Here is a 20,966-nt window from a genome sequence, read left to right on the forward strand (position 1 = left end):
AGCCAGACCCGCACTTGCTCAGCGTTCTTTTCAAACGCGCGCCGCACAGGCTTCTGAGGTGTAAAGCCCCACCGGGCCAGATAGCGGCCTACTGTCCATACGGAAAGGCGGATCCCAAATCGTTTCTCTATCAATTGGGCGACGGCTTCTCGTGTCCAAAGATAAAAAGGAAGCTTCAATTGCTCAGGCGTGCGGTCCGTAATCGACCTGGCGATCTGGGCCGCCTGCCAGGGAAGAAGAGTACCCCCTTTGGGACGTCCCTGTCGCTTGGCTTTCAGCGCCTTTTTCCCATTTTCCCGGTACGCCTTAACCCAATTGCCCACAGCTTGGCGTGTCACTCCGAATATCCTGGCGACTTCTACCTGCTTCTGGCCTTCATTTACGGCCTTGACAGCTTTAACGCGGATGTCTTCCTGCGCGATCGGTGGAAGGGAACGAGCGTCATTTATCTTCATGCTGGCATTATACAAATTTGCATTATTTGCAAACCATTTTGTGCACTGATTAGCAATAGAACAGGATCGATTCAAAGGCCTGTTTTGTCGAGGCGTACAGGTTCGTCGGATCGTAATCGCTGTCACCGTAATGCTGGGAAAAGGTCCCCGTGTTGACGATCCACTTCGTCCCGGCTGCTGCCACCCCTTCCAAAACCTGTGTGGGGAATACCACGTTGCTGGTCAGGAGAGGAACGGCATCGGCCTGGCCATGCTGGCCGGATGTCGCAAGTGCTGCAAGGTGAAAAACCACCTCCGGTTCCGCATCCCGGAAGATGCGGACCATACCCTCCGTGGATCCGTCGTGCCGATGAACCGTAACTGCGTGTTCTATCGAAGAGAGATGTGTCAGATCGGAGTTCTCCCTGGCCACGGCGTGAACTGACCACTCATCGGCTACCAGTCTTCCTGCAAGGTTTGATCCCACGTACCCCGTGGCACCTGTCAAAAGGGCCACATGCCCGGGTCCCGGTCTGGGTTTAGAATGCTTCATATTAAACATGGACCGTTATTCCCTTTTCAGACTCGAGAAACACGGCCAGGCCGGGCAGTTTAACCCCTCCGCGTCCACACAGCCCCCTTTGCCGTCGCTTTCCCGATATAAGTGGAGATCTGGCCCCGGGTCAGGGACAGCATGTCGGAATCCTTGTCCCGGTAATATGCATGATACCAGCGTGCTGTGAGGAGCAGGGCTTCCTCCAGGTCCATCACGGACCGCCAATCGAGGAGGCTGAAGGCCTTGGTGCAATCGAGTTTGAGATAATGGGCCTCCTTGAAAAGGGGAACACCTGCCCCCTGACCGGGAGCCCCACGGTGGTGCTCTTCGGGCCAGAGACACCGGAGCTCTACGCGCCGCTGGGGGATAAAGCCCGCTGTCTTTACCTCGGCCTCGACTGCCAGCCTTGTGTTTCCATTTTCAACGCCAAGCGTTCTTTCTGTCATGACAATAGATGCCTCAAGGAGATCTCCCCTGAACGGGTGGTGGGACTCTGTATTACGGCCTTGAGCATTCCACCAAAAACCCGGGAAACTGCTGATATGGGAGTTCCCTAGATGACGGATCGCGAACCCGTAGTGATACCAGCCGGCAAAACCAGCTGCCCAGCCTGTCATCTGGAGCGAACTGCACCAAAACGTGGGAAAGCTGCGATACCTTTACGACGTTGTCAAGACTGTGGCCTCGTTTTCATCCACCCACCTCCGACCCGGGAGGAACTGGTCATGATGTACCAGGAGAGCTATTACAATTCCTGGGGCGGGTCAGAGCTGGAAGCTACTGTAAGCAAACAGAAAATGGCCCATTTTGAGCGTCATCTAAACAGGACAAGAAGACAGGCGCTATCAGGCTCAATCCTGGATGTTGGCTGCGCCAAGGGCCACTTTGTAGACCTTGCAATTACCCATGGCTACGATGCCTACGGCGTGGAGATCTCCTCATATTCGGGAACGATCGCAGGCGACAAGGTGGGTAAGGATAGAATCCACATAGGAACGATCGAAGCCGCGGCCTTTGAAGGGAAGAAGTTCGATGTCATTACCATGTTCGATCTTCTCGAGCATGTGCCGGATCTGCACGAAACCCTTACAACGGTATTTTCACTACTAAAAACAGGGGGGTTGGTCTACGTTGTGACTCCCGATGCAGGTTCCCTTTCCCATCTAGCCATGGGCAAGCACTGGGGGCACTACAAAAGGGAGCACCTCTACTACTTTAACCGTTCAAGCCTCGAACAGCTTCTACGGAAACATGAATTCACCTATGTCGAAAGCGGCAGCAGTCCCAAGACCCTCTCACTGGAGTACCTCTTTCAGCAGTTCGAAACATATCCGGTACCCATCCTGACTCAAGTAGCGAAATTCTTTCGGCAACTGCTCCCCTCCCGGGTAAAAGACCGGACATTGACCTTACCATCAGGAAAACTCTACTTCATGGCGCGGAAGTCGGGGGCGGGGAGTTGAAAAAAGAGTTTTTACTGTTGATAAAGGCAGCCGTCAGCGGCTCCCTGCTTTACCTGGTTTTCAGAAGAACCGATCTGATGTCAATCCTGGACGGTGTGGTCCAACTTCCACTCTGGTCTTTCCTTGCCGCCCTGATCCTCAGTCTCACTGCGGTCATGTTCGCCTCTTTCCGGTGGGGGCTGTTCATCAAATCCCATCTTGGCCGAGGCAGGGTCTTTTCCTTTTACCTGGCAGGGATGTTCTTCAACACCGTTCTTCCCGGTCTCGTAGGAGGTGATGCCGTCAAGGGTTACTACCTTTACAAAGAGGGCAGCACGATCCCCAATACGGTCTCATCCCTTTTCATGGACAGGTTCCTTGGGTATGTCGTCCTCCTGGGAATGGGCACCGCCGCCTACCCCTTTGCCTTACCTGTTTTGAAGGGAACGGAGCTGGTGTGGGCCTTTCCAGTGATCCTGGCGACGTTCATCACCATAAGTTACCTGATCCTATACAGGCGGGCAGGTAGCCGATTCGGTTTTATCGCATCTTTCCTGGAAAGTCTGGATGCCTGCTTTGTAGACACCGGCGCCATCGGCAGGGGACTGCTTTTTTCACTCATTGTTCAGGCCCTCAATGTTTTGACAGTCTATATCCTTGCCGTCGGGTTCGGGTTAGATATAACGATTCTCGTACTCATGGCCTTCCTTCCAATTATCGTCACCCTGGCCAGTGTCCCCATTACCGTTTCCGGCCTGGGCGTCAGAGAGGCTTCCTTTGTAGTATTTTTCGGGGCATATGGCCTTAATGGCGAGTCTGCCCTGGCCCTTTCCCTGGCATGGTTTGGTATCCTCATCGCAACTGGCCTCGTGGGACTGATCGAGTATCTAAGGTCAGGCCGAGGCGTGCCACCTACGCCAAAGGAACCCCGCATTAACCCTGATCTCCTTCCTTCTTCGTCCCCCTGATCCACCCCTGTCTTCAGGCAACATGACCCCAAAAAAGAGTTGACAGGGCATTAGTTCACCCTCTAACATCACGCATAATTGGGTAATATAGTTACTCTATACAACCCAGCTGTGACTACCTGTAATGAATGCCAGAACCGTTTGGTAAATAACGGCGCCAAACGGCACATCAATTCTACCAGAAAGAAGACCCTCATGCTCGAAGGTGTCATCACATCCAAAACCAAGATCAACATCCTGGTCAAACTTTTCCTGAACCCTGCCATGAAGGCATACCTCAGGGAGTTGGCCACCGAATTCGACGTTTCCACCAACTCCGTCCGCACAGAGCTTAACATCCTCACCGAGAACAATATCCTCCAGGCAGAGAAGGATGGACGTAACGTCTATTATCGAGCCAACACCAGCCACCCCCTCTTCCCCGAAATCTCCTCTATGGTCCGGAAGATCACAGGCATAGATGAATTGGCACGTTCTGTCATAGAACGGCTGGGCAACCTGGAGGAAGTTTATCTTACAGGTGACTATGCCGAGGGGAAGGACACAGGCATTATCGATATCGTTCTCGTGGGCAATATTGATAGAGCCCAACTCGATGACGTCCTCGGGAAAACCGAACGATATATTCAAAGAAAGATCCGCCCTCTTGTTCTGGCAAAGGAAGAATACAATAACCTCCTGGAATGTGGAGCCCTAGGACACACTCTGGCTCTCTGGGAAAAGCGAAATTGAGGAACATGACAGATCCAGTTCTAACAAAGAACCGAAACAGGAAAATACTTCTCAAGGTCACCAACGCGACCTTTCTCATCATCGTCTTCGTCTTCCTGGGTTTCTTTCTGTTTAAAAACTCCCGCACTGTAGGTTCCATATTGTATAATGCGGACCCGTATCTTCTGGGCCTGTCACTTCTTTTTCACTCCCTATTCGTCCTTTTCCAGGGAACTCTTGGTGTAGCAGTCCTTAGAGCGACTGGCGGCGATATCCCGTACGTCAAAGCACTCCCCATACTCTGTCTTTCTCTCATGGGCAGATATATTCCAGGAAAGATCTGGGTGGTCTCATCCAGAATTTCCCTTTTCTCCATGAAAGGCATCAAGACAGCACAGATTGTCACTGCCACGATAAAGGAACATATATTTACCATCTTCTCAGGACTTCTAATCGCGATGGTTTTCCTGCCTGCCGGCATCATCGGTAATCAGCAAGCTTATCTGTGGGGCACCTTGATCCTTGCCGGATTTCTCCTTCTTCCACCTTCTTTTGTTTACACTCTTATCAATAGAGGGCTTTCCATCTTCGGCAAGCAACCTCTTGAAAGCTGGGCTACCCGCCGCACAGTTCTCGCCTTCCTATGCCTTTATTGTATTAACTGGTTTGTGTTGGGTTCCGGACTTATTCTCCTCGCTAAAAGCCTCTACCCTGCCATCCCTCTGACTTTAATTCTCCCCTGGACAGGGCTCTACTCGCTGGCAGTGTCAGCGGGATTTATCGCTATTTTTTCCCCTGGCGGTATAGGGGTCCGTGAAGGGATCTTTTTCCTGGGATTCTCCTCCCAGCTCCCCGCTGTGGAAGCCGGCGCACTTGCGTTAATGACAAGGCTGATCGTAACCCTGGCCGAGGTCATTGTGCTTCTGGCAGTACTGTCCTACGACAGGGTCTCCAGAGTTTTACCCGAATCAGTTCCTTCCCAAGAGGAAACTGAATCTGGAGAATACCAAAGGGTTGGACATGACTGAAAAATTCGATGCCAGAGCTTATTGGGAAAAGCGACTTGGGGAAAAGTTCGATGTCGCTGGTGTGGGCTGGGAGAGCCTCGGTCGCCCATATAACCAGTGGACCTATTGGGCAAAGAAGAAGATCTTCCGCCGGATAGCAGGCAGTTTTTTCCAACATCCTGCCAACCTGAAAGTCCTCGACATCGGGTCCGGTACGGGATTTTATATTGAACGGTGGAGGGAACTCGGACTTGCTGATATCACAGGTTGTGACATCACAGCTACAGCCGTCGAAAACCTCCGACAAAAATATCCTGGCATTGAGTTTGAGCGGGTCGACATTGGATCCGATATCGACAAGCGCGATATCTCCTCTAACAAATATGACATTGTGTCCAGTTTCGACGTACTCTACCATATTGTTGAGGATGACTCCTTTGAAAGGGCAATATCAAATATTTCAAATCTTCTAAAGCCCGAAGGTCATTTCTTTCTCACTGACTATTTTTTCCGGTTTCGGGGATTTCGTTCGGAACATGTTGTGGGTAGAACCATGGCGGAATATGAAACGGTGCTAAAGGAAAACGGGCTCGAAATCCTGCAGAGGTTGCCTGCTTCCGTACTTTGTTTCCCCCCTTCAGATCTGAAAAACCAGCTGATACCCATATTATGGTACACCGCTACTTTTCCTGCGAGGCTGGTTCCAATACTGGGGTACATATACGGGTTGTTCCTTGCTCCAGCGGATGTTTTATTGACCAAATTGGTCAAAGAGAGTCCAGGACTCGAATTTATGATATGTAAAAGGAGAAGGTAAAATAGTGAGACATCCCGGTTGTTTAAATATCCTTTCGAGGAAAAGAGTTATCTGTTATTTCAACACCCCACGATCGCAAACTACCTAAATAAGCGGGAAACTACCATGAATCCAATAAAAAAAGGAAACTCCAGAGAATTTTACGAAAATTTTCATAAAAAACAAAGGTTTCCATGGATCTCCAGAGCCATGCAGGCAGAAAGATTAAGCGTAATCAGCAAGTTGATCCAAAGGTTTTCAACCGATCGACATGCGAGAAATGTGCTGCTCGTGGGCTGCGGGAGCGGTGATGACATGTCGCTGGATCCAAACGCCTTCGGCATCGACCTTTCCATGAAGTCTTTAGGCAACACCAAGACCCGCTTCAGCTCCTCTCGCGTTCTGCAGGGCGATGCACAGGTTCTACCGTTTATTGAAAACTCCTTTGATCTGATCATCTGCAGCGAAGTCATTGAACATCTGCCGCACAGAGAGCTTTTTTTATCAGAAGCGCACCGTGTCTTGAAAAAGGGAGGGATATTGATCCTGACAACTCCCAACTGGATGAGCTGGTACGGACTGGCTCGCCGGTTGGCGGAAGCGTTGACCGCCAGACCGATAACTGCAGCTGGCCAGCCCATCGACCATTGGAGCACCATTAGAAGCCTGAAAGCTGAAATGACATCAAAATTCGACTTGACTGCAACGAAGGGCATCTGGTTCTACCCACCGATGGGCAAAGGCCACATGGTGCTGCCTTTCCCACTGTCAGCACTCGTGTACTACCTCTTATTACCTGTGGAGAGGGTTTTACAGATCATCCTTCCGTCATGGGGGCATATGATCGCCATGGTAGCAAGAAAACACCAAAATAAATCGGATACGGCATTATCATGAATTCATGCTCTCCTTTGACAATTTTTACCGGCACCAAGGCCATGTTCATAAAGCTGGTCCCCCTTGCCCTGGAGTTTGACAGACGGAAATGGCATTACAGGATCATTGATACCGGGCAGCACGCCGATCTTGTCAGTCACGTTATCGAGCAGTTCGGACTCAGGGAACCAGAAATCTCCCTTGATCCAGGGCAGAAAGGTGTTTCCACACTCACGGGAGGGTTTGCATGGATGCTTCGACTCCTCTCTTACATGTTCAACAGCAGGTCGGCCCTCAAAGCGAAACTTTTTGAAGGTAAAGAGGGAATCTGCTTTATCCACGGAGATACGGTTTCAACCCTTCTTTCATGTCTTATTGCAAAAAGGGCAGGTCAGAAAGTGGCTCACGTTGAAGCAGGCCTGAGGAGTCACAACTATCTACACCCCTTCCCGGAGGAGATCGTGAGAGTCATGGTTATGCGCATGGCCGACATCCTCTTCGCTCCATCCCCAAGCGCCATGGAAAACCTTCAGAAAATGGGATTGGACCACAAGTCGCATCTACTACCGGGCAACACAAACATCGACACCATGCGGATCACCCTCAGTCGTCCGCAGGGTGAGATCCCAAATGTACCGAAAGAATATTCCCTGGCCACAATCCATCGTTTGGAAACCCTGTACAGCCAAAAAAAAATGCGCTTGATGGTAGACACACTCATTGAAGCAAACAGTACCGTTCCTCTGGCCTTCATCATGCACCCCCCCACGATAAAGCGTCTTAAAAAATACAACCTCCAAAGTCGGCTGACTGCTGCCGGGATCATTACCCTGCCGCTTATGGACCACTCAACATTCCTACACCTGCTGAAAAATGCCCGGTTCGTGATCACAGACGGCGGCAGTATCCAGGAAGAGATGTCCTACCTGGGGGTTCCTTGTCTACTTCTTCGTAAAACTACGGAGAGGGAAGAGGGAATAGGCAGGAACGTTGTTCTCTCGGGCATGGATATATCCAAAGTCAGAAACTTTCTTCATCGGTTCGGGGACTATCGCCATGTGAGCCTGCCTAATGCACTGCTGAGCCCCAGCGCCTGTATTGCAGATGTCATCTCGGACCTTTCAGCCCTGGATGGTTGAGAAAAAGGAAATTCGAGATATTGATAGAGGCCCCAATTCCTTGATAAGGCTCTATTTACTTGATAGAAAAACCGAATGGTTTTACTATTAGAAGTTATTTCACTGACACCCTGTTCTGACATTAGCTACAAATTCAAACTGTGAGGAAAACAAAGGATGAACATCCCTGACAAGATCAAACAGCTATCATCGAAGCAACAGATATTCCTGGGAGTGATTTTCATCTGTGCAGCGATCCTTGTGGCTTACTCAAACAGTTTCACTGCGGATTGGCACTACGACGATTTTCACCACATCAAGGAAAACATCAACATCCGCAAGGCTTCAAACATCCCTATCTTCTTCAAAGACCCATCGACGTTCAGTCGCAACCCACAGACGGCCATGTACAGGCCACTTCTAATGACTACCCATGCAATCAATTACCAGTTGGGGATACTAACCTCCCGTGACGGCTACAATGTTGTCTGGTATCACGTCACTAATTTTCTCTTTCACCTCCTTGCATCCATCGGTGTCTTTTTTGCGACGCGTTGGCTTTTCACTCACCGAATTGCACTCAGGGGTGTAAGCCCGACTTTCATTGCCACTTTTTCCGGTGTTTTATTTGGCCTCCACACAATAAATACGGAAACCATAGTCTACGTGTCCTCCCGTTCCTCTGGCATGTCAGCCATGTTCACTTTCTGGGCCTTTTATCTCTACCTGAAGGGATCTGATGAAAGGACAAGAGCCTTACCGCTCATTTTTTCCGGCGTTTTATACGCCTGCGGTCTCCTGTCCAAGGAGATCGCCATCACCCTGCCGGCGATGCTCATTTATTACGAGTTCCTCCTCAACAGCAGGTGGATGGCTGGAAAAGGGATATCGGATACTTTAAAAACCCTTACCGTTCGTATGATCCCCTATGGACTATCAGCAGCCGGATTTCTTTTCTTACGCAACATCTTTAATAAAGAGAACCTCGTTGAGATTCTGACTGCCAAGGGCGGCACCGCGGCCGCCCCTAACCTCACTGCCCAACTGGCCACACAGTCCCGTGCCTGGGTTTTCTACATCAGGGAGTGGCTCCTGCCCACCGGGCTTTCCATCGACAAACCGTTTGCCGTGAGCAGGAGTTTCGCCGACGGAAAGGTTCTTATCAGTGTGCTGCTCATCGCTCTGATCATTGCAGCGGCCTGGTTAGTCCGGAAAAAACATCCTGCTGTGACATTGGGAGTGTTCTGGTGGTTCACCGCTCTTATACCCACAACGATCTTTCGCCTCAACGTACCGGTCAACGACCACCGTCTTTACCTTTCTGGCCTGGGGGCCGTTCTCGTGTTCACATACATCGCCAGTCGCCTCTATATCAGGTTCCGAGGAGATGGCGGATACTACTACAAAGGGTTTGTCGCACTATGTCTCGCTACTCTGCTCCTCATGGGCATGGGTACTTTAAAACGTAACATGGCTTTCGCCACCGAAGAGACCATGTGGAAAGACGTCATTCTCAAGGACCGCAAATCGGTACGGGGATACAACAACCTGGGCATCTACTACGAGCAGCACGGAGAGTGGGACAAGGCCCTGGCCCACTACCAGCAAACGATCAAGCTGGCCCCCATGTTTCCCAACCCCTACATCAATATCGGGAACGTGTACCACAAGAAGAAGGAGTACGAGAACGCCGAGAAGTGGATGAAACGGGCCATCCAGCTGGACCCGAAGTCGGCCCTGGCCAATTACAACCTCGGGAACATCCTGAGGGAAGCAGGGAAAACGGATGAAGCTATTTCCGTTTACACGAGAGCGCTGCAATTGAACCCCCGATACATCGAGGCAGCCAACAACCTGGCGAATATCTACTTCAAGAAGCGTAACTACCCCGAAGCCATAACGTATTATGAAAAGGCGCTGTTCATAGACCCGACCTTCGCCATGTCCTACTATAACATTGCTCTTGCCAACGAGAACCTGGGCCAGTTTAATGAAGCCCTGGTCAACTACCAGAACTTCATGCGTTACTGGCTGGGGGATCCGAAATACAAGAATCTGGCTGCGAGGAAACTTTCCGAACTGGGCAAACGTATCAACCGGTAACAGTCAAGACCCCATGCAATCTACGGAAGGGAACGATCACATGAGAACCAGCACCCTGAAAATAACAGTGACAGCAGCTTGCGCAGCCTTGCTCATCGTCTCGAGCTCCCAAGGTTTCACCGGGATGTCCGGAAACAAGGATCAGTCGCATGGCTCTGGAAGCGCCGGCCAAAGTACGGCACCGGCAACACAGGAGGTGACCTTCGTCCCCCCCGCGATCATCATCAACGGCGTTCAGGTAAATCCGGAGCTGGTCATGTCCCAGCTGAAGATGAACTGCCTCGGTTCCAGCATTCTCCACGGGGTTCAGATCTTCGATGACTGGAGTCCCGACCACTGTCCCGAGGTCGTGGACCTGATGATCGGGCGGGAGCTTCTCAACAGGGAGGCGGTCAAGGCCGGGATCACTGTTACCGACCAGGAGTTCGAGGAGGTTTTCCGGCAGAATCTCGATGGCCTCGGGGGCCAGGAAAAGGCAAAAGGTTTCTTCGCGCCCCTGGGCTTTACCATCGATGATTACCGGGTCCTCTCGCGCCACACCTACCTGGCCAGGAAATACACCCAGGAGGTCCTCGCCCCGGAAGTGATCAGCAGCAGAGAGGTTGAGCAGTACTATGGAGACAATATCGATATCCTTTCCGGGGTGGAAACACTCATCTACAGCTACGTCGGCGTGAGGTTCACGGGGGAAACCGATGACGGTTTTATCAAGCGCATGGAAGCTGACGCGGGAAAGGTGACGAACACTGCGGGCATGAAGGAACTTGCCGCCCGTTACAGGAGGGAACTGGGCCAGAAGGGTATCGTGGCCCAGGTGTACCTGAACGAGGTGAATTCCCTCGAGGGGGGTACCGTATTTAGAAACGCCGTGGGGGTAGAGCCGGGAAGCACGACCTTCTTTGCCAACACCAAGGGCAACGGCGAAGTTTATCACATCATCCTCCTCGTAGAAGCGTTCTCACCCCGGGAGGGACCCACCTACGAGGAGGTAAAGCCGGGGCTTAAGGAACGCATGATAACGGAGCAGACCAACAACGCCATAAACGCCAAGGTCAGGCAGCTAAAGGACGCGGCGGTCATCCGGGTGGTGCAGGAGTAAAACAACGCCCCTCTCCCTCCGTCACCCCGGGCGGAGCGGCAGCGGAGACCCGGGGTCCATTTACAAAAGCGTGTCATAAAGGTCGACCCAATCCGGGTTCTGCTTTTCGATAAGTTGAACTTTCCAGGCACGTCTCCATCTTTTCAGCAATTTTTCCTTTCGGATGGCACCAGGCATGTCAGGATACAGCTCGAACCAGACAAGCCTGTCAACCCCGTATTTTTTTGTAAAACCGGACACAACACCGTTCCTGTGCTCCCAGACTCTATTGATAAGATCTGATGTCACCCCCACGTACAAGGTTCCATTATTCCGACTGGCCATTATATAAACACACGGCCGACGCTCCATGGTACCTCCTTTTTTGGCTGGACTTGCAGCACCGTGAACTTCCAGAGCATTCAATAAAAGGTTCATTGCCACATTATGATGTTGCAAAATCTTTACCAGAAAGTGATGTGGATCCCGGATAACCCCGCTCCAGGCGCTGGTTTCCGGGATGACGATAATGAGGAAGGTCCGGTTTCCGGGATGACCCTCTCCTCCGTCACCCCGGGCGGAGCGGCAGCGGAAACCCGGGGTCCAGGACAAAAAAAGGGCTTCAGTATTACCCGAAGCCCTTTAAATTTTTTGTTTTACCTAATGCGGGCTAGGGGTGCCCGGAAGGCCTTTTTCCTCCTCCACCACCCGGATGCCCGGCCGGTTTACTTCCCCCCGGCATGTCGATCTGGTTGGGACCGCCGCGCTGATGGTAACCGCCCGGGGGCGAGACTCCCCGCAGAGCCTTCTGCATGTCCAGCCACTGGCCGATGACCTCGTCGATCACCTCCCTGGGAACGACGTACACTGGCGGGGCGCTCTTGCTCTTCTCGATGATGAGCTGGGTGCGCTTGTCGCTGCTCTGTTCCTGCATGTACCTGGCCTTGATAAAGGCCGTCACCTGGTCGTAAGGCGGGGCCTCACCCCGGCGCTTGCCGTCGAGCCGGTAAACGGCCCAGCCGGACCCTGTCTCTATGGGGGGTGTCACCTTTCCCACCGCCGTCAGTTCCAGCGCCGTCCGTACAGCCGCATCGAAATCTCCATCGGAATAGGTACCGGACATCTGTTTCGCTCCTGAAACGAGGGCCGACCGGGTGTCTATATCATCTATGGGTACACCCTCTTCCAGGAGCCTGTTGATCTCCTGTGCCGCCTCCCCGGTAAGCCCGTCGTAGCCCATGACGCTGAAGATCCCCTCGGTGCCCTCGGGCACAAACTCCTCCATGTAATAGGAGAAAAGCTCTTCGGGAGTCGGCTCGTTCTCCCTGGCGAGATAAAGGGTCATGCTGTTGGCAAGGGAGTACTTGCGGACACGGGCCAGGTTCTCCATGACCGCTTCATCATCGGCCATGCCCTGATTCCGGGCCTCGAGCCCCAGGGCCAGCCCCTGGTGCATCAGTTTCATGATGGGAACCCACCGCTGGGCGGTATCCTCTGTGGGGCGGTCGACGGCTGTCATGAGGTAAAGGGCAAAGCCCCTCAGGAATTTGACCGAAATATCAAAATCCCCCACCTGGCCGACCTTGACATCGGGGTCATTCGAGGAGAGGGCCGATTCGATAATCTCTTCCTCGATGGAAAGAGGGTGTTTGGCCACGACCTGACTGATGAAGGACCTCACCATGCCGCTCTGGAGGTCCCTTTCTTTCCCCGTTCTTATTATCACCTTTTCCTCTTCGGTAAGGGGCCTTTTTTCATCCACCCTGAAAAAGGTGTAGCCCATGGGGGTGGGGATGATCTCGGAGACCTGCCCGGGTTCGACCTTCACCAGCCTGCCCAGTATTTCGTCGCCGTAGATGTTGCCCAGGGCCATTACCTGCCAGTCTCTGATCTCCCCTCCCCTTGGGGCGGACGGGTCCGCGCTGTACTGCCGGGCGACATCCTCGAAGGGCATGCCTTCCTCAACACGCATCCTCAGGTCCTGGGTGGCCGCGAGGTCAAAGGTACTTATCTGGGAAAGCTTGAAAGCGAATGCGCCCTCGGGAACGAAAGCATCCAACACTTCGGGGTCAACGGTAAAATCAGCCGCCTGCCTCTGCAGGTAGTTGTCACCTATCCAGAAGTGAGTGAGCATCTTCCACTTGTAGGCGATCTCGGGGTCGACATCCAGGTTGAGCCTCTTGGCTTCGAGGTACAGGTAATGCCTGGACAGCGCTATTTCCAGAGAGCTTTGAGTGACCGACTCGTAGGTGTCCTCGGAGGAGGGTTTGGCGAAAAGGTCCATGAAGGCGTCCCGGATCTCCTGCCTGGAGATGTCCTCGCCTCCCGCGCGGATGACGGCCGTGCCCGCTGGCGCCGCGGCGAGCTCTACGGCGGTTGTGATCTTTTTGGCTTCATCAACAGGGCCTTTAAAGACGCTGCATGCAGGCATGGCGAGCAGGGTCGCTGAAAGGATAAGGGCGCACAGGCTCATTGATCTTGACAGTTTTGCGGTGGGGCCCGAGAGGACCATTTCTACCTCCTGACCAGTGGGGTGCAAGGTGCCGGGGAAACATGAAGCGGGATGGAGCCGAGGGCCCCACCCCGCCGGTTATACCGGTAGATCGAACGCCCTGTTAAGGGGTAAACACTACTTATAAAGCTCCGCAATGGCCTCTTCGCTGGACTTGTCGTAGCCTGAGAAAACGTGGGTGACTACGCCGTCCTTGCCCACGAGGACGGAAGACGGGGTCACCGAGAGCCCGAAGGATATGGGTACCGCGAACTCCTGGTCCAGGTAAATCGGGATATCCATGTAGTCCTTCATATACTGCTTCTGGTACCGCTGGACGGCAGGGGCACCGGCGAGATCGATGGAGATAAGCACGTTGTTCCGGTCCTTGTACTTGCGCATGAGCCACTTGATCTCGTTGAGGCAGTTGCGGCATGAGGTGTTGAAAAACACAAGTACGCTGGGCTTGTCCTTGATAACGCTCTTCACGGTGACTTCACCGCCGTCCAGAGTTTTGAACTTCAGGCTCTCCGGAATGGCGTCGCCCGCCTTGAGGGTAGCGGCCGAAGCGCTGCCGGAGGCCAGGGCCAGGGCCAGGACCGCGATGGCGAGAACAGTGCAGATCTTCTTCATTGCGTACATCTCCTTCCAGGATTAAAACGGGGCTGCGGGGCAAATCCCCGCAGCCCCCCTGTGCTTGCTGTTTCATTTGTCATCCCGCACGCGGCATGGCCGCGATCCGGGACCCAATACCTACTTGCTATGGCAGGCGTTGCACAGGACCTGCTCGTTGATGAAGCTGGAGGCATCCACGCGGGCGCCCTGCTCTAAAATGTAGTGGCTCGTGGTGTAGAGGTTGTTCCACGACTGGGCGGAGTTGTGGGCCCTGTGGCACGACTCGCAGTTGATCTGCTTGCCGGCAGCCGTGCCAGCGGTGTTGTCGCCGACCACCGTCACGCCGTTGTCGGCCACCGAGGCGTTGCCCCAGATCTCGGCCGAGACGTCTGTCGTGTAGGTGGGCTGCACCGGGTGGGTGGTGCCTGTTCCCGGGGCGGCGCCGTGACAGGCGGAGCACAGGAAGTCGTTGCCGGCGGCGGCTGCGTCCGTCCTGTTGTTGCCCGACGGGGTGAGGAGCAGGCCGACAGCGTCGACGGTGCTCGGCTCGTTGTCAGTGACGTTGTCGGCGGTCTGCACGGTGAAAGTGTCGGTCAGGATGAGGTGGCACGAGGTGCAGATGAGGTCGCCGTCAACGCCGCTGTCCTGGCCGTAGTCCATGGATGCCGCGCCGGCCAGGGGAACTACGCTGTCCTTGGTTACGTTGCCGCCCCACTGCCAGGCGGTGTTGGTCACCGGACCGAGGTAATGGGTGCCGGTCTCGGAGACGAGGTCGCCGTCACGGTCGGTCTGCCTGACCCCATCCACGAACTGGGAGGGGTTGAGGCCGTGGCAGTCCACGCACATTTCCGCTTCGGCGTTCAGGCCGACGATGCCCGGGAAGGCGACCACGTTGTTGTGGGCGGTGCCGAAGTGGCAGGTGGTGCAGTTCATGACGCCGTTTAAAGTGGCCGCGGGGCCGAAGCGGTAGTAGGTGCCGCCGCCGGTCCAGTCGGCAGTCGCTCCGCTCTGGACATCATCGCGGGTCACGGTGTTCCAGGCCACTGCGGTGCTGATCTGGGGCTCGCCGGCCGCACCGCCGCCACCTCTTAGGTGGGTTCCGTAGGTCACTTCGATACCGGAGGGGTGGTGGTTCGTCTTGGCGCTGGCCGTGCTGTGGCAGTCGTTGCAGTACACCCTCATGAGGGAGTAGTCGTCGGCGTCAGCCTGGTCGTTGAGCCTGGCGAAGTGCATGTCGTGGCAGGACTGGCAGACCAGGGTGGCGTCGGTGCCGAAGGCGCCGGTGAACTTGGCGCCGTAGGCACCTGTGACACCGGTGTCAATGGTCATGCCCCACGGCTCAGTTGACTGGTAGGGGTGAGAAAAGGTCGTCACCGAACCGGGGCCGGCGTTGGTGTCGGTGGTGATGTCGTGACAGCCGGTGCAGATGGCAGCGGCCGCGCCGGCGGCCGGGTCGGTGTTGAGCACTGCCAGGAAGTTGAAGCCCCAGCCAGCCGGGACGGCGGCCACGGCGTTGCCGTTGAGGCCGTCGCCCACCGCGTAGGCGGCTTCGTCCGTCTCGTTGGAGTGGACCATGTGGCAGGTGCCGCAGTTAACCTCACCGGTGACTCCGGCGCCCGCGTTGGCCTCGAACTTGCCGCCCAGGTTCCAGTGGGCAAGGTCGTTGCCGGCCACGCTGGAGGTGATCTGGACAGCCAGGTCGGGGTAGGTGCTGTTAAAGCGGACGGAGAAGGCCGCGCCGGCGAACTCGTACAGGTTCGAGGCGCCGGCAACATCGGCAAGGAGCCTGTTGTCCGTGGGGTGGTTCTGCCTCGTGGAGGTACCCAGGGTGTCGCCGGTGACGTCCATGTCGGCCCTGTTGATGTGGCAGTCCTCACAAAGGGTCAGAAGGTCGCCCTCGACAAAGGTGCCCACGGCGTTGTCCCTGAAGAAGGGGCGCGTGGCGTTGTCGTGGGGGTTGTGGCACGACTGGCAGCCGATCCTGTCGGTGGCAGCGTCGTAGCCGTAGATGCCCGCGAGGGCCGGATCCGGGTCGGCGCCGGTGATGTCGCCCCAGCCGCCGGTGGCGACGAGCAGCGTGGCGTCACGGCCGTGGGCCCCGTTCAGAGTGCCCTGGAACGGAACGACCTGCTGGGTGTCCTCGTAGGTGACCGCACCGTGGCAGTCCCAGCACATGACGGCGATGGCATCGCCTTCCCAGGGGGACCCGCCGCCCGACACGGCACCGAGACCGGAGGGGAACAGCCCCGCACCGGCCGCGCCGTGGGGCACGTGGCAGAAGGAGCAGGCGCCCTGCTGGGCGGCCGCGCCGGTGAGACCGTCGTGGGCCACAACGTTGTGGCTCGTGTCGACCAGGGCGCCCATGGCTCCGGCAGCCGTGATCGCCACGAAGGCGACGGCGATAAGAATAACGGAAAGTCTTTTCATTTGTTTCCTCCTGATAGCTTGACAAACATCTGTTTTAAACCCGGGCCGGTATTACGGCCCACTCCCTTCCCATGCCCTGGATCTCTTTCTCCCGATGGATCCAGGACTCATTTCTCGGTCCACCTCCTTTCACTTTCAGTTTGCTCTGCGTACCTGGTGAAATAAAAGCTCCTTAAAAACACTGCTTGAACCGTTCAGGAACCCTGTGCTCCAGATCGGCATGTATCCTCGGCATTGGACAGACTCCCTGACCTACTGCTCCAGGGGAGGCAGCTCAACCTTGTCGGCCTTGCTCCAGTCGAGGCTGTAGTCGGCCAGCGTCTTGCTCATGGACTCCACGATGATCAGTTTCCTCTGGTCCGCGGAAACGAGGGTCATCATGGGCGTCAGCGTTTCGACGTTGGCCTTTTTGGACTCGTCGGTGACTATGTAGACCGGCAGCCAGCCACGCTGCCAGGCGTCTTTATATTCCTCATGATATTCGAATACCTGGATGTTGCCGGCCCGGCCGTCGGCGGCGTAGAGCCGTCCCTGGGGACTTATATACACACCCTTGATGGAGGTAAAGGTCCCGAAGATGGAGCCGCCGCCCCCGATCTGGTACTTCTCGCCGTCGGGTGTCACCTGGATGATGGAGTTGATACTGGCGGCGTAAATGTTGCCCTCCTTGTCTACGGCGAGGGATATGGGCTTGTTGATGGCCCATTTGGGGGCGTTGCTCAGTTCCTCGCCGGGCTCATAGAGGATGGTCTCGATGAAAGTCCCGTCCCGCTCTAGGCGGATGAGGCGGTTGTTGTTCAGGTCACCGACGACCAGGTTGCCGTCCGCGTCAATAACCACATCGCTGGGGCGGGTCTCGGCGTTCTTCTGGATGGTGACAGCCTTGCCGGAGGTGTCCTGGCTGATGTAGTAGAGAGTCCCCTCGTCGTCCGGGGAACCATCCGGGGGTTTGGGCAGGTCCATCTTCTGTACTACCGCGCCCCGGGTCTCGCCCGCCGCGTCGGGATCCACTACCCAGAGCTGGTTTGTGGGTGCGTGGTTGACGTAGACCATCTCACAGTTCTCATCCCAGGCCAGACCCATGAACTGTTTGTCGTTGGGGATGAGGATCTCGGGCTCCCAGAGGATCTCGCCCTGGGTGATATCGTCGAAGATGTACAGGTAATGAGCGGAGAGAATCAACCTGTTACCGCAGATGTCGGCGTCGGTGGGGTACTGCTCGAGATCCGCTCGGTAGTTGAGCTTGGCGGGCAAACTGTGGACCTTGAACTCCAGGCGTTTCCGGCCCTTGTCGGCCGCAGCTTCCACCATGAGGGTGGCCTCGATGAGGTCCGACAACGTGGAAGCCTTGCCGGTGTTGTCCTTGGACTTGACGGCGTATTGGTAAACAACTCCCGCCTCAACCTGGGCATCCTGGTACCGGGTCTCGGTGATGGAGGAGACCATCTGCCAGTCCTTCTCCCCCTTGACGCGGCGGAAAAGATCGTAGATCACCGCTCCATTGGCCGGATCCCAACGAATGTCGATGCGGTCGAAGCTGGGGCGGACGATCATGGATTTGGGGGGCTCGATCTTGATGATAGTGATCTTCTGCTCCGAGGACGGAGGGCTTTCAGCCCCCGCTGCGTCCACTGCCGTGACCGTGTAGATGTACTCACCACCTTCGGTGGGAGCAGGGCTGATGCTCTGCATAGCCGGGGATTCGGTCGCCTTCTTGCCGTTGAGATAGACGTTGTACTTGACGGCGCCCGGAACCGGACCCCACATGAGGATGACCTGGGGACCGGCCAGCATGGGGAAACCGGGCATCCACGCCGGTGCCGGGAGGGCCGCCGAAGCCTGCTGGGGCACAACCAGACCGCATACCATAACGGCCACGGCGAGGAGCACCCCAAGTGCTTTAAAAGTTCCGTTCATTTTGATCCGTTTCATTGTTACCTCCTTCTTCCTCCATCAGTGTTTACGCAAGTTTCGTTCCACATTTTGGTTAAATATGACGAATATGGGTGCCAATCTTCCTCTTTTATCTCAAGCTCTTACAAGGACTCAACGTTCCGTGTAAATCTGGCCTCCCCAGGGGCGGCAGACACTGTGAGATAACACTCATAGGGTGCGGTATTTGCCACAGGTTTAGGGTGGTGTGGGGGGAGTGAGAGTATGGAGGTATGGGGGTATGGAGGTAAAACCCAATAAATCCATTCAGAGGCCTCAGATCCATTCCTCATCCCTTGTCTTTGAATGTTCCATTTGCCCGCGTTGTCTATCATGCTGATGATCTGCGCAATGATAACCCGGTATGCTGTGTCCAATTCAGTTACGGTATCTTCTCCCAGATAGCCGCACTTCTCCGCAAATTTTAACCACACCTGGGTTTCACCGGCCTCAGCCTCAGCGTCACTCAACTTTGAAACAAACGCTTTCTTGTATCTTCTTTTCCTCCATGCTTCCGCTATATTGGCGCACACCGAACGTGAGGAGCGCCTTATCTGATCGACAAGAGAGTACCTTTCCTCTGCGGGAAAGGACTTTGTAACATCGAAAATCCGCATGGCAGCATCCATGGCACCTTGAAATACACGCAGATCTCCGTAATCTTTGACGAACTCTTTGTTGTCGCCTATGGATTCACTCTCTTCAGGAAATGATCTATATGATCAGATGGTTACGTTGCTCTTTCTATACAGTATTTACTCCCTTACCATGATCTTCGCCCTACTCCCCTACTCCCTTACCATGATCTTCAAAGCAGTCCATGCTTCTTCATGCGATACCGCAGCGTGTCCCTGGAGACACCAAGCAGTTTGGCCGCCACGGACTGGTTGTTCCTGGCTCTCTCAAGGGCCTCGTTGATGAGGCGAAGTTCCATTTCATCGAGGTTCAGGGTAAAAGCCTGGTCCGTTGGGGAAAGGGCGCTGTCAACCCTCTTGAGGGCCAGGTCCCCCATCCCCAGGCTATCGGCCGAAGAAAGGATCATGGCTCTTTCGATAACGTTCTTGAGCTCACGCACGTTCCCCGGCCAGTCGTACTCCTTCATGGCCCTGGCCGCGTCAGGCTCTATCTTCCTGATCTCCTTGCCCAGGTCTTTGCTGAAATCGGCCAGGAACCGCTCGGCCAGAGGAAGGATATCTTCCCTGCGCTCCCTCAGGGGCGGTATCGTGACAGGAAGTACGTTGAGGCGGTAGAACAGATCTTCACGGAAAGCCTTTTCCCTGATGCGCTCTTCAAGGTCCTTGTTAGTGGCGGCAATGACACGGACGTCTACCGAGATGTCCCGGGTCCCTCCCACCCTTTTGAAGGTGCGGGATTCAAGGATGCGCAGCAGTTTGGCCTGCAGGGCCAGGTCCATGTCCCCGATCTCATCTAAAAACAGAGTCCCGCCATCGGTAACCTCGAAGAGGCCCTTTTTCAGCTCCTTGGCATCGGTAAAAGCCCCCCGCTCATGGCCGAACAGTTCGCTCTCCAACAGTTCTCTCGGCAGGGCCGTGCAGTTCAGGGGCATGAACGGCTTGTCGCACCGGCTGCTCTCGTAGTGGATGGCCTGGGCTATGAGGTCCTTCCCGGTGCCGCTCTCACCCGTGAGAAGGACGGTAGCAGTATCCGAAAGGGCGATCTTGCGCGCCACCTCCACCACCTCTTCCATCATCTTGCTCTTGAAGGTGAAGTTGTGAAAGCCGTACCTCACGCTATCCTTTTCCCGGAAACGGATGACCTCATCCCTCAGCCGCCTGGTCTCCAGGGCCTTGTCCACCACCAGCCTGACCTCCTCCAGGTTAAACGGCTTGGGGATATAGTCAAAGGCCCCGTCCTTCATGGCCTTGACCGCGACCGAAAGATCAGAGGTGGCCGTGACCATGATGACAACGCAGTCCGGACGTCTTTCCCTGATACCGGGGAGAAGTTCCATGCCGCTCATGCCGGGAAGCTGAATGTCCAGGAGAGCCAGGTCCGGCGCCTCCCGCTCCATGAGAGCGAGCCCCTCTTCGGCCGAGGCGGCCAGGAAAACCTCGTAACCCTGCTCCACCAGGCTCTGCTGAAGAGACCAGCGGATGAGGTATTCGTCGTCGACTACAAGGATCCTACCTTTAGAGGACATTTTGTTTCACCACTGAGATCACTGAGAGTTCCTTAAGCCGAAAAAGGGGTAAATCAAAACCGGGAAACCTTTCTTTTTACCACTGAGGACACTGAGAACACTGAGAAAACCAATTCTTCAGGGGGTAGAACCAGTCTCATGACGTCAAAGCACCTTTCTTTTTACCACTGAGGACACTGAGATCACTGAGAGTTCCTTAAGCCGAAAAAGGGGTAAATCAAAACCGGGAAACCTTTCTTTTTACCACTGAG

The 20,966-nt window shown here is 54.9% G+C and carries 18 protein-coding genes and 1 pseudogene; 9 read left to right on the forward strand and 10 right to left on the reverse strand.

The features are described 5' to 3' along the window. From P1S59_12705 to P1S59_12715, 3 genes are all read right to left on the reverse strand, one after another. The coding region (locus tag P1S59_12705; GenBank protein ID MDF1527107.1) for a winged helix-turn-helix domain-containing protein at positions 1–455 on the reverse strand (455 nt) is incomplete at its 3' end. A gap of 49 nt (positions 456–504) precedes the next feature. Further along, positions 505–996, reverse strand: a complete 492-nt coding sequence (locus tag P1S59_12710) for an NAD(P)-dependent oxidoreductase (protein MDF1527108.1) — start codon at positions 994–996, stop codon at positions 505–507. A 50-nt stretch (positions 997–1,046) separates the two neighbouring features. After that, a complete protein-coding gene (locus tag P1S59_12715; protein MDF1527109.1) occupies positions 1,047–1,436 on the reverse strand; it encodes a hypothetical protein in 390 nt (129 codons plus the stop codon). 279 nt (positions 1,437–1,715) lie between these two features. On the opposite strand from P1S59_12715, the gene P1S59_12720 reads away from it, so the two are divergent. From P1S59_12720 to P1S59_12760, 9 genes are all read left to right on the forward strand, one after another. Continuing rightward, positions 1,716–2,453 (forward strand): class I SAM-dependent methyltransferase, encoded by a 738-nt coding sequence (locus P1S59_12720; protein ID MDF1527110.1) that lies wholly within the window; start codon positions 1,716–1,718, stop codon positions 2,451–2,453. After that, a complete protein-coding gene (locus P1S59_12725) occupies positions 2,450–3,400 on the forward strand; it encodes a lysylphosphatidylglycerol synthase transmembrane domain-containing protein (protein MDF1527111.1) in 951 nt (316 codons plus the stop codon). The genes P1S59_12720 and P1S59_12725 overlap by 4 nt, the downstream gene beginning before the upstream one ends. 195 nt (positions 3,401–3,595) lie before the next feature. Further along, a complete protein-coding gene (locus tag P1S59_12730; GenBank protein ID MDF1527112.1) occupies positions 3,596–4,132 on the forward strand; it encodes a BlaI/MecI/CopY family transcriptional regulator in 537 nt (178 codons plus the stop codon). Between the two features lie 5 nt (positions 4,133–4,137). Beyond that, complete coding sequence (locus P1S59_12735; protein ID MDF1527113.1) at positions 4,138–5,139, forward strand: lysylphosphatidylglycerol synthase domain-containing protein; 1,002 nt, start codon at positions 4,138–4,140, stop codon at positions 5,137–5,139. Continuing rightward, positions 5,132–5,935, forward strand: a complete 804-nt coding sequence (locus P1S59_12740) for a class I SAM-dependent methyltransferase (protein ID MDF1527114.1) — start codon at positions 5,132–5,134, stop codon at positions 5,933–5,935. The genes P1S59_12735 and P1S59_12740 overlap by 8 nt, the downstream gene beginning before the upstream one ends. A gap of 105 nt (positions 5,936–6,040) precedes the next feature. Further along, the gene (locus P1S59_12745) at positions 6,041–6,811 is read left to right on the forward strand and encodes a class I SAM-dependent methyltransferase (GenBank protein ID MDF1527115.1); all 771 of its coding nucleotides are present in this window, start codon (positions 6,041–6,043) and stop codon (positions 6,809–6,811) included. Further along, positions 6,808–7,929 (forward strand): UDP-N-acetylglucosamine 2-epimerase, encoded by a 1,122-nt coding sequence (locus P1S59_12750; protein MDF1527116.1) that lies wholly within the window; start codon positions 6,808–6,810, stop codon positions 7,927–7,929. The genes P1S59_12745 and P1S59_12750 overlap by 4 nt, the downstream gene beginning before the upstream one ends. Before the next feature lie 156 nt (positions 7,930–8,085). Beyond that, positions 8,086–10,011, forward strand: a complete 1,926-nt coding sequence (locus tag P1S59_12755; protein MDF1527117.1) for a tetratricopeptide repeat protein — start codon at positions 8,086–8,088, stop codon at positions 10,009–10,011. A 40-nt stretch (positions 10,012–10,051) separates the two neighbouring features. Continuing rightward, positions 10,052–11,110 carry a hypothetical protein gene (locus P1S59_12760; protein ID MDF1527118.1) on the forward strand — a complete coding sequence of 353 codons (1,059 nt, stop codon included), beginning with the start codon at positions 10,052–10,054 and terminating at the stop codon, positions 11,108–11,110. A 60-nt stretch (positions 11,111–11,170) separates the two neighbouring features. Here P1S59_12760 and P1S59_12765 read toward each other — a convergent pair whose 3' ends face one another. The 7 genes and pseudogenes from P1S59_12765 to P1S59_12795 all read right to left on the reverse strand — a co-directional run bounded on the left by P1S59_12765 (position 11,171) and on the right by P1S59_12795 (position 20,715). Next, the gene (locus P1S59_12765; protein ID MDF1527119.1) at positions 11,171–11,461 is read right to left on the reverse strand and encodes a GIY-YIG nuclease family protein; all 291 of its coding nucleotides are present in this window, start codon (positions 11,459–11,461) and stop codon (positions 11,171–11,173) included. Positions 11,462–11,759: 298 nt separating this feature from the next. Then, complete coding sequence (locus P1S59_12770; GenBank protein ID MDF1527120.1) at positions 11,760–13,601, reverse strand: peptidyl-prolyl cis-trans isomerase; 1,842 nt, start codon at positions 13,599–13,601, stop codon at positions 11,760–11,762. A 117-nt stretch (positions 13,602–13,718) separates the two neighbouring features. Continuing rightward, entirely contained in the window at positions 13,719–14,213 is a 495-nt protein-coding gene (locus P1S59_12775) for a TlpA disulfide reductase family protein (protein ID MDF1527121.1), read from the reverse strand. A 120-nt stretch (positions 14,214–14,333) separates the two neighbouring features. Beyond that, positions 14,334–16,622, reverse strand: coding sequence for a hypothetical protein (locus tag P1S59_12780; protein MDF1527122.1), 2,289 nt, complete (start codon positions 16,620–16,622; stop codon positions 14,334–14,336). A gap of 252 nt (positions 16,623–16,874) precedes the next feature. Further along, entirely contained in the window at positions 16,875–18,554 is a 1,680-nt protein-coding gene (locus tag P1S59_12785; GenBank protein ID MDF1527123.1) for a hypothetical protein, read from the reverse strand. 305 nt (positions 18,555–18,859) lie between these two features. Beyond that, positions 18,860–19,243, reverse strand: a pseudogene (locus tag P1S59_12790) (four helix bundle protein). 119 nt (positions 19,244–19,362) lie between these two features. Next, positions 19,363–20,715, reverse strand: a complete 1,353-nt coding sequence (locus tag P1S59_12795) for a sigma-54 dependent transcriptional regulator (GenBank protein ID MDF1527124.1) — start codon at positions 20,713–20,715, stop codon at positions 19,363–19,365. Positions 20,716–20,966 lie beyond the last annotated feature (251 nt).

The organism is bacterium (genome assembly GCA_029210965.1).
GTDB lineage: Bacteria > BMS3Abin14 > BMS3Abin14 > BMS3Abin14 > BMS3Abin14 > JALHUC01.

What these genes read in the sequence shown, in the direction of transcription:
- P1S59_12750 (MDF1527116.1), top strand. Translation starts at nt 6,808, where the DNA reads ATGAATTCATGCTCTCCTTTGACAATTTTTACCGGCACCAAGGCCATG.
- P1S59_12745 (MDF1527115.1), top strand. Translation starts at nt 6,041, where the DNA reads ATGAATCCAATAAAAAAAGGAAACTCCAGAGAATTTTACGAAAATTTT.
- P1S59_12755 (MDF1527117.1), top strand. Translation starts at nt 8,086, where the DNA reads ATGAACATCCCTGACAAGATCAAACAGCTATCATCGAAGCAACAGATA.
- P1S59_12740 (MDF1527114.1), top strand. Translation starts at nt 5,132, where the DNA reads ATGACTGAAAAATTCGATGCCAGAGCTTATTGGGAAAAGCGACTTGGG.
- P1S59_12765 (MDF1527119.1), bottom strand. Translation starts at nt 11,461, where the DNA reads ATGGAGCGTCGGCCGTGTGTTTATATAATGGCCAGTCGGAATAATGGA.
- P1S59_12770 (MDF1527120.1), bottom strand. Translation starts at nt 13,601, where the DNA reads ATGGTCCTCTCGGGCCCCACCGCAAAACTGTCAAGATCAATGAGCCTG.
- P1S59_12785 (MDF1527123.1), bottom strand. Translation starts at nt 18,554, where the DNA reads ATGAAACGGATCAAAATGAACGGAACTTTTAAAGCACTTGGGGTGCTC.
- P1S59_12730 (MDF1527112.1), top strand. Translation starts at nt 3,596, where the DNA reads ATGCTCGAAGGTGTCATCACATCCAAAACCAAGATCAACATCCTGGTC.
- P1S59_12735 (MDF1527113.1), top strand. Translation starts at nt 4,138, where the DNA reads ATGACAGATCCAGTTCTAACAAAGAACCGAAACAGGAAAATACTTCTC.
- P1S59_12780 (MDF1527122.1), bottom strand. Translation starts at nt 16,622, where the DNA reads ATGAAAAGACTTTCCGTTATTCTTATCGCCGTCGCCTTCGTGGCGATC.
- P1S59_12710 (MDF1527108.1), bottom strand. Translation starts at nt 996, where the DNA reads ATGTTTAATATGAAGCATTCTAAACCCAGACCGGGACCCGGGCATGTG.
- P1S59_12715 (MDF1527109.1), bottom strand. Translation starts at nt 1,436, where the DNA reads ATGACAGAAAGAACGCTTGGCGTTGAAAATGGAAACACAAGGCTGGCA.
- P1S59_12720 (MDF1527110.1), top strand. Translation starts at nt 1,716, where the DNA reads ATGATGTACCAGGAGAGCTATTACAATTCCTGGGGCGGGTCAGAGCTG.
- P1S59_12775 (MDF1527121.1), bottom strand. Translation starts at nt 14,213, where the DNA reads ATGAAGAAGATCTGCACTGTTCTCGCCATCGCGGTCCTGGCCCTGGCC.
- P1S59_12795 (MDF1527124.1), bottom strand. Translation starts at nt 20,715, where the DNA reads ATGTCCTCTAAAGGTAGGATCCTTGTAGTCGACGACGAATACCTCATC.
- P1S59_12760 (MDF1527118.1), top strand. Translation starts at nt 10,052, where the DNA reads ATGAGAACCAGCACCCTGAAAATAACAGTGACAGCAGCTTGCGCAGCC.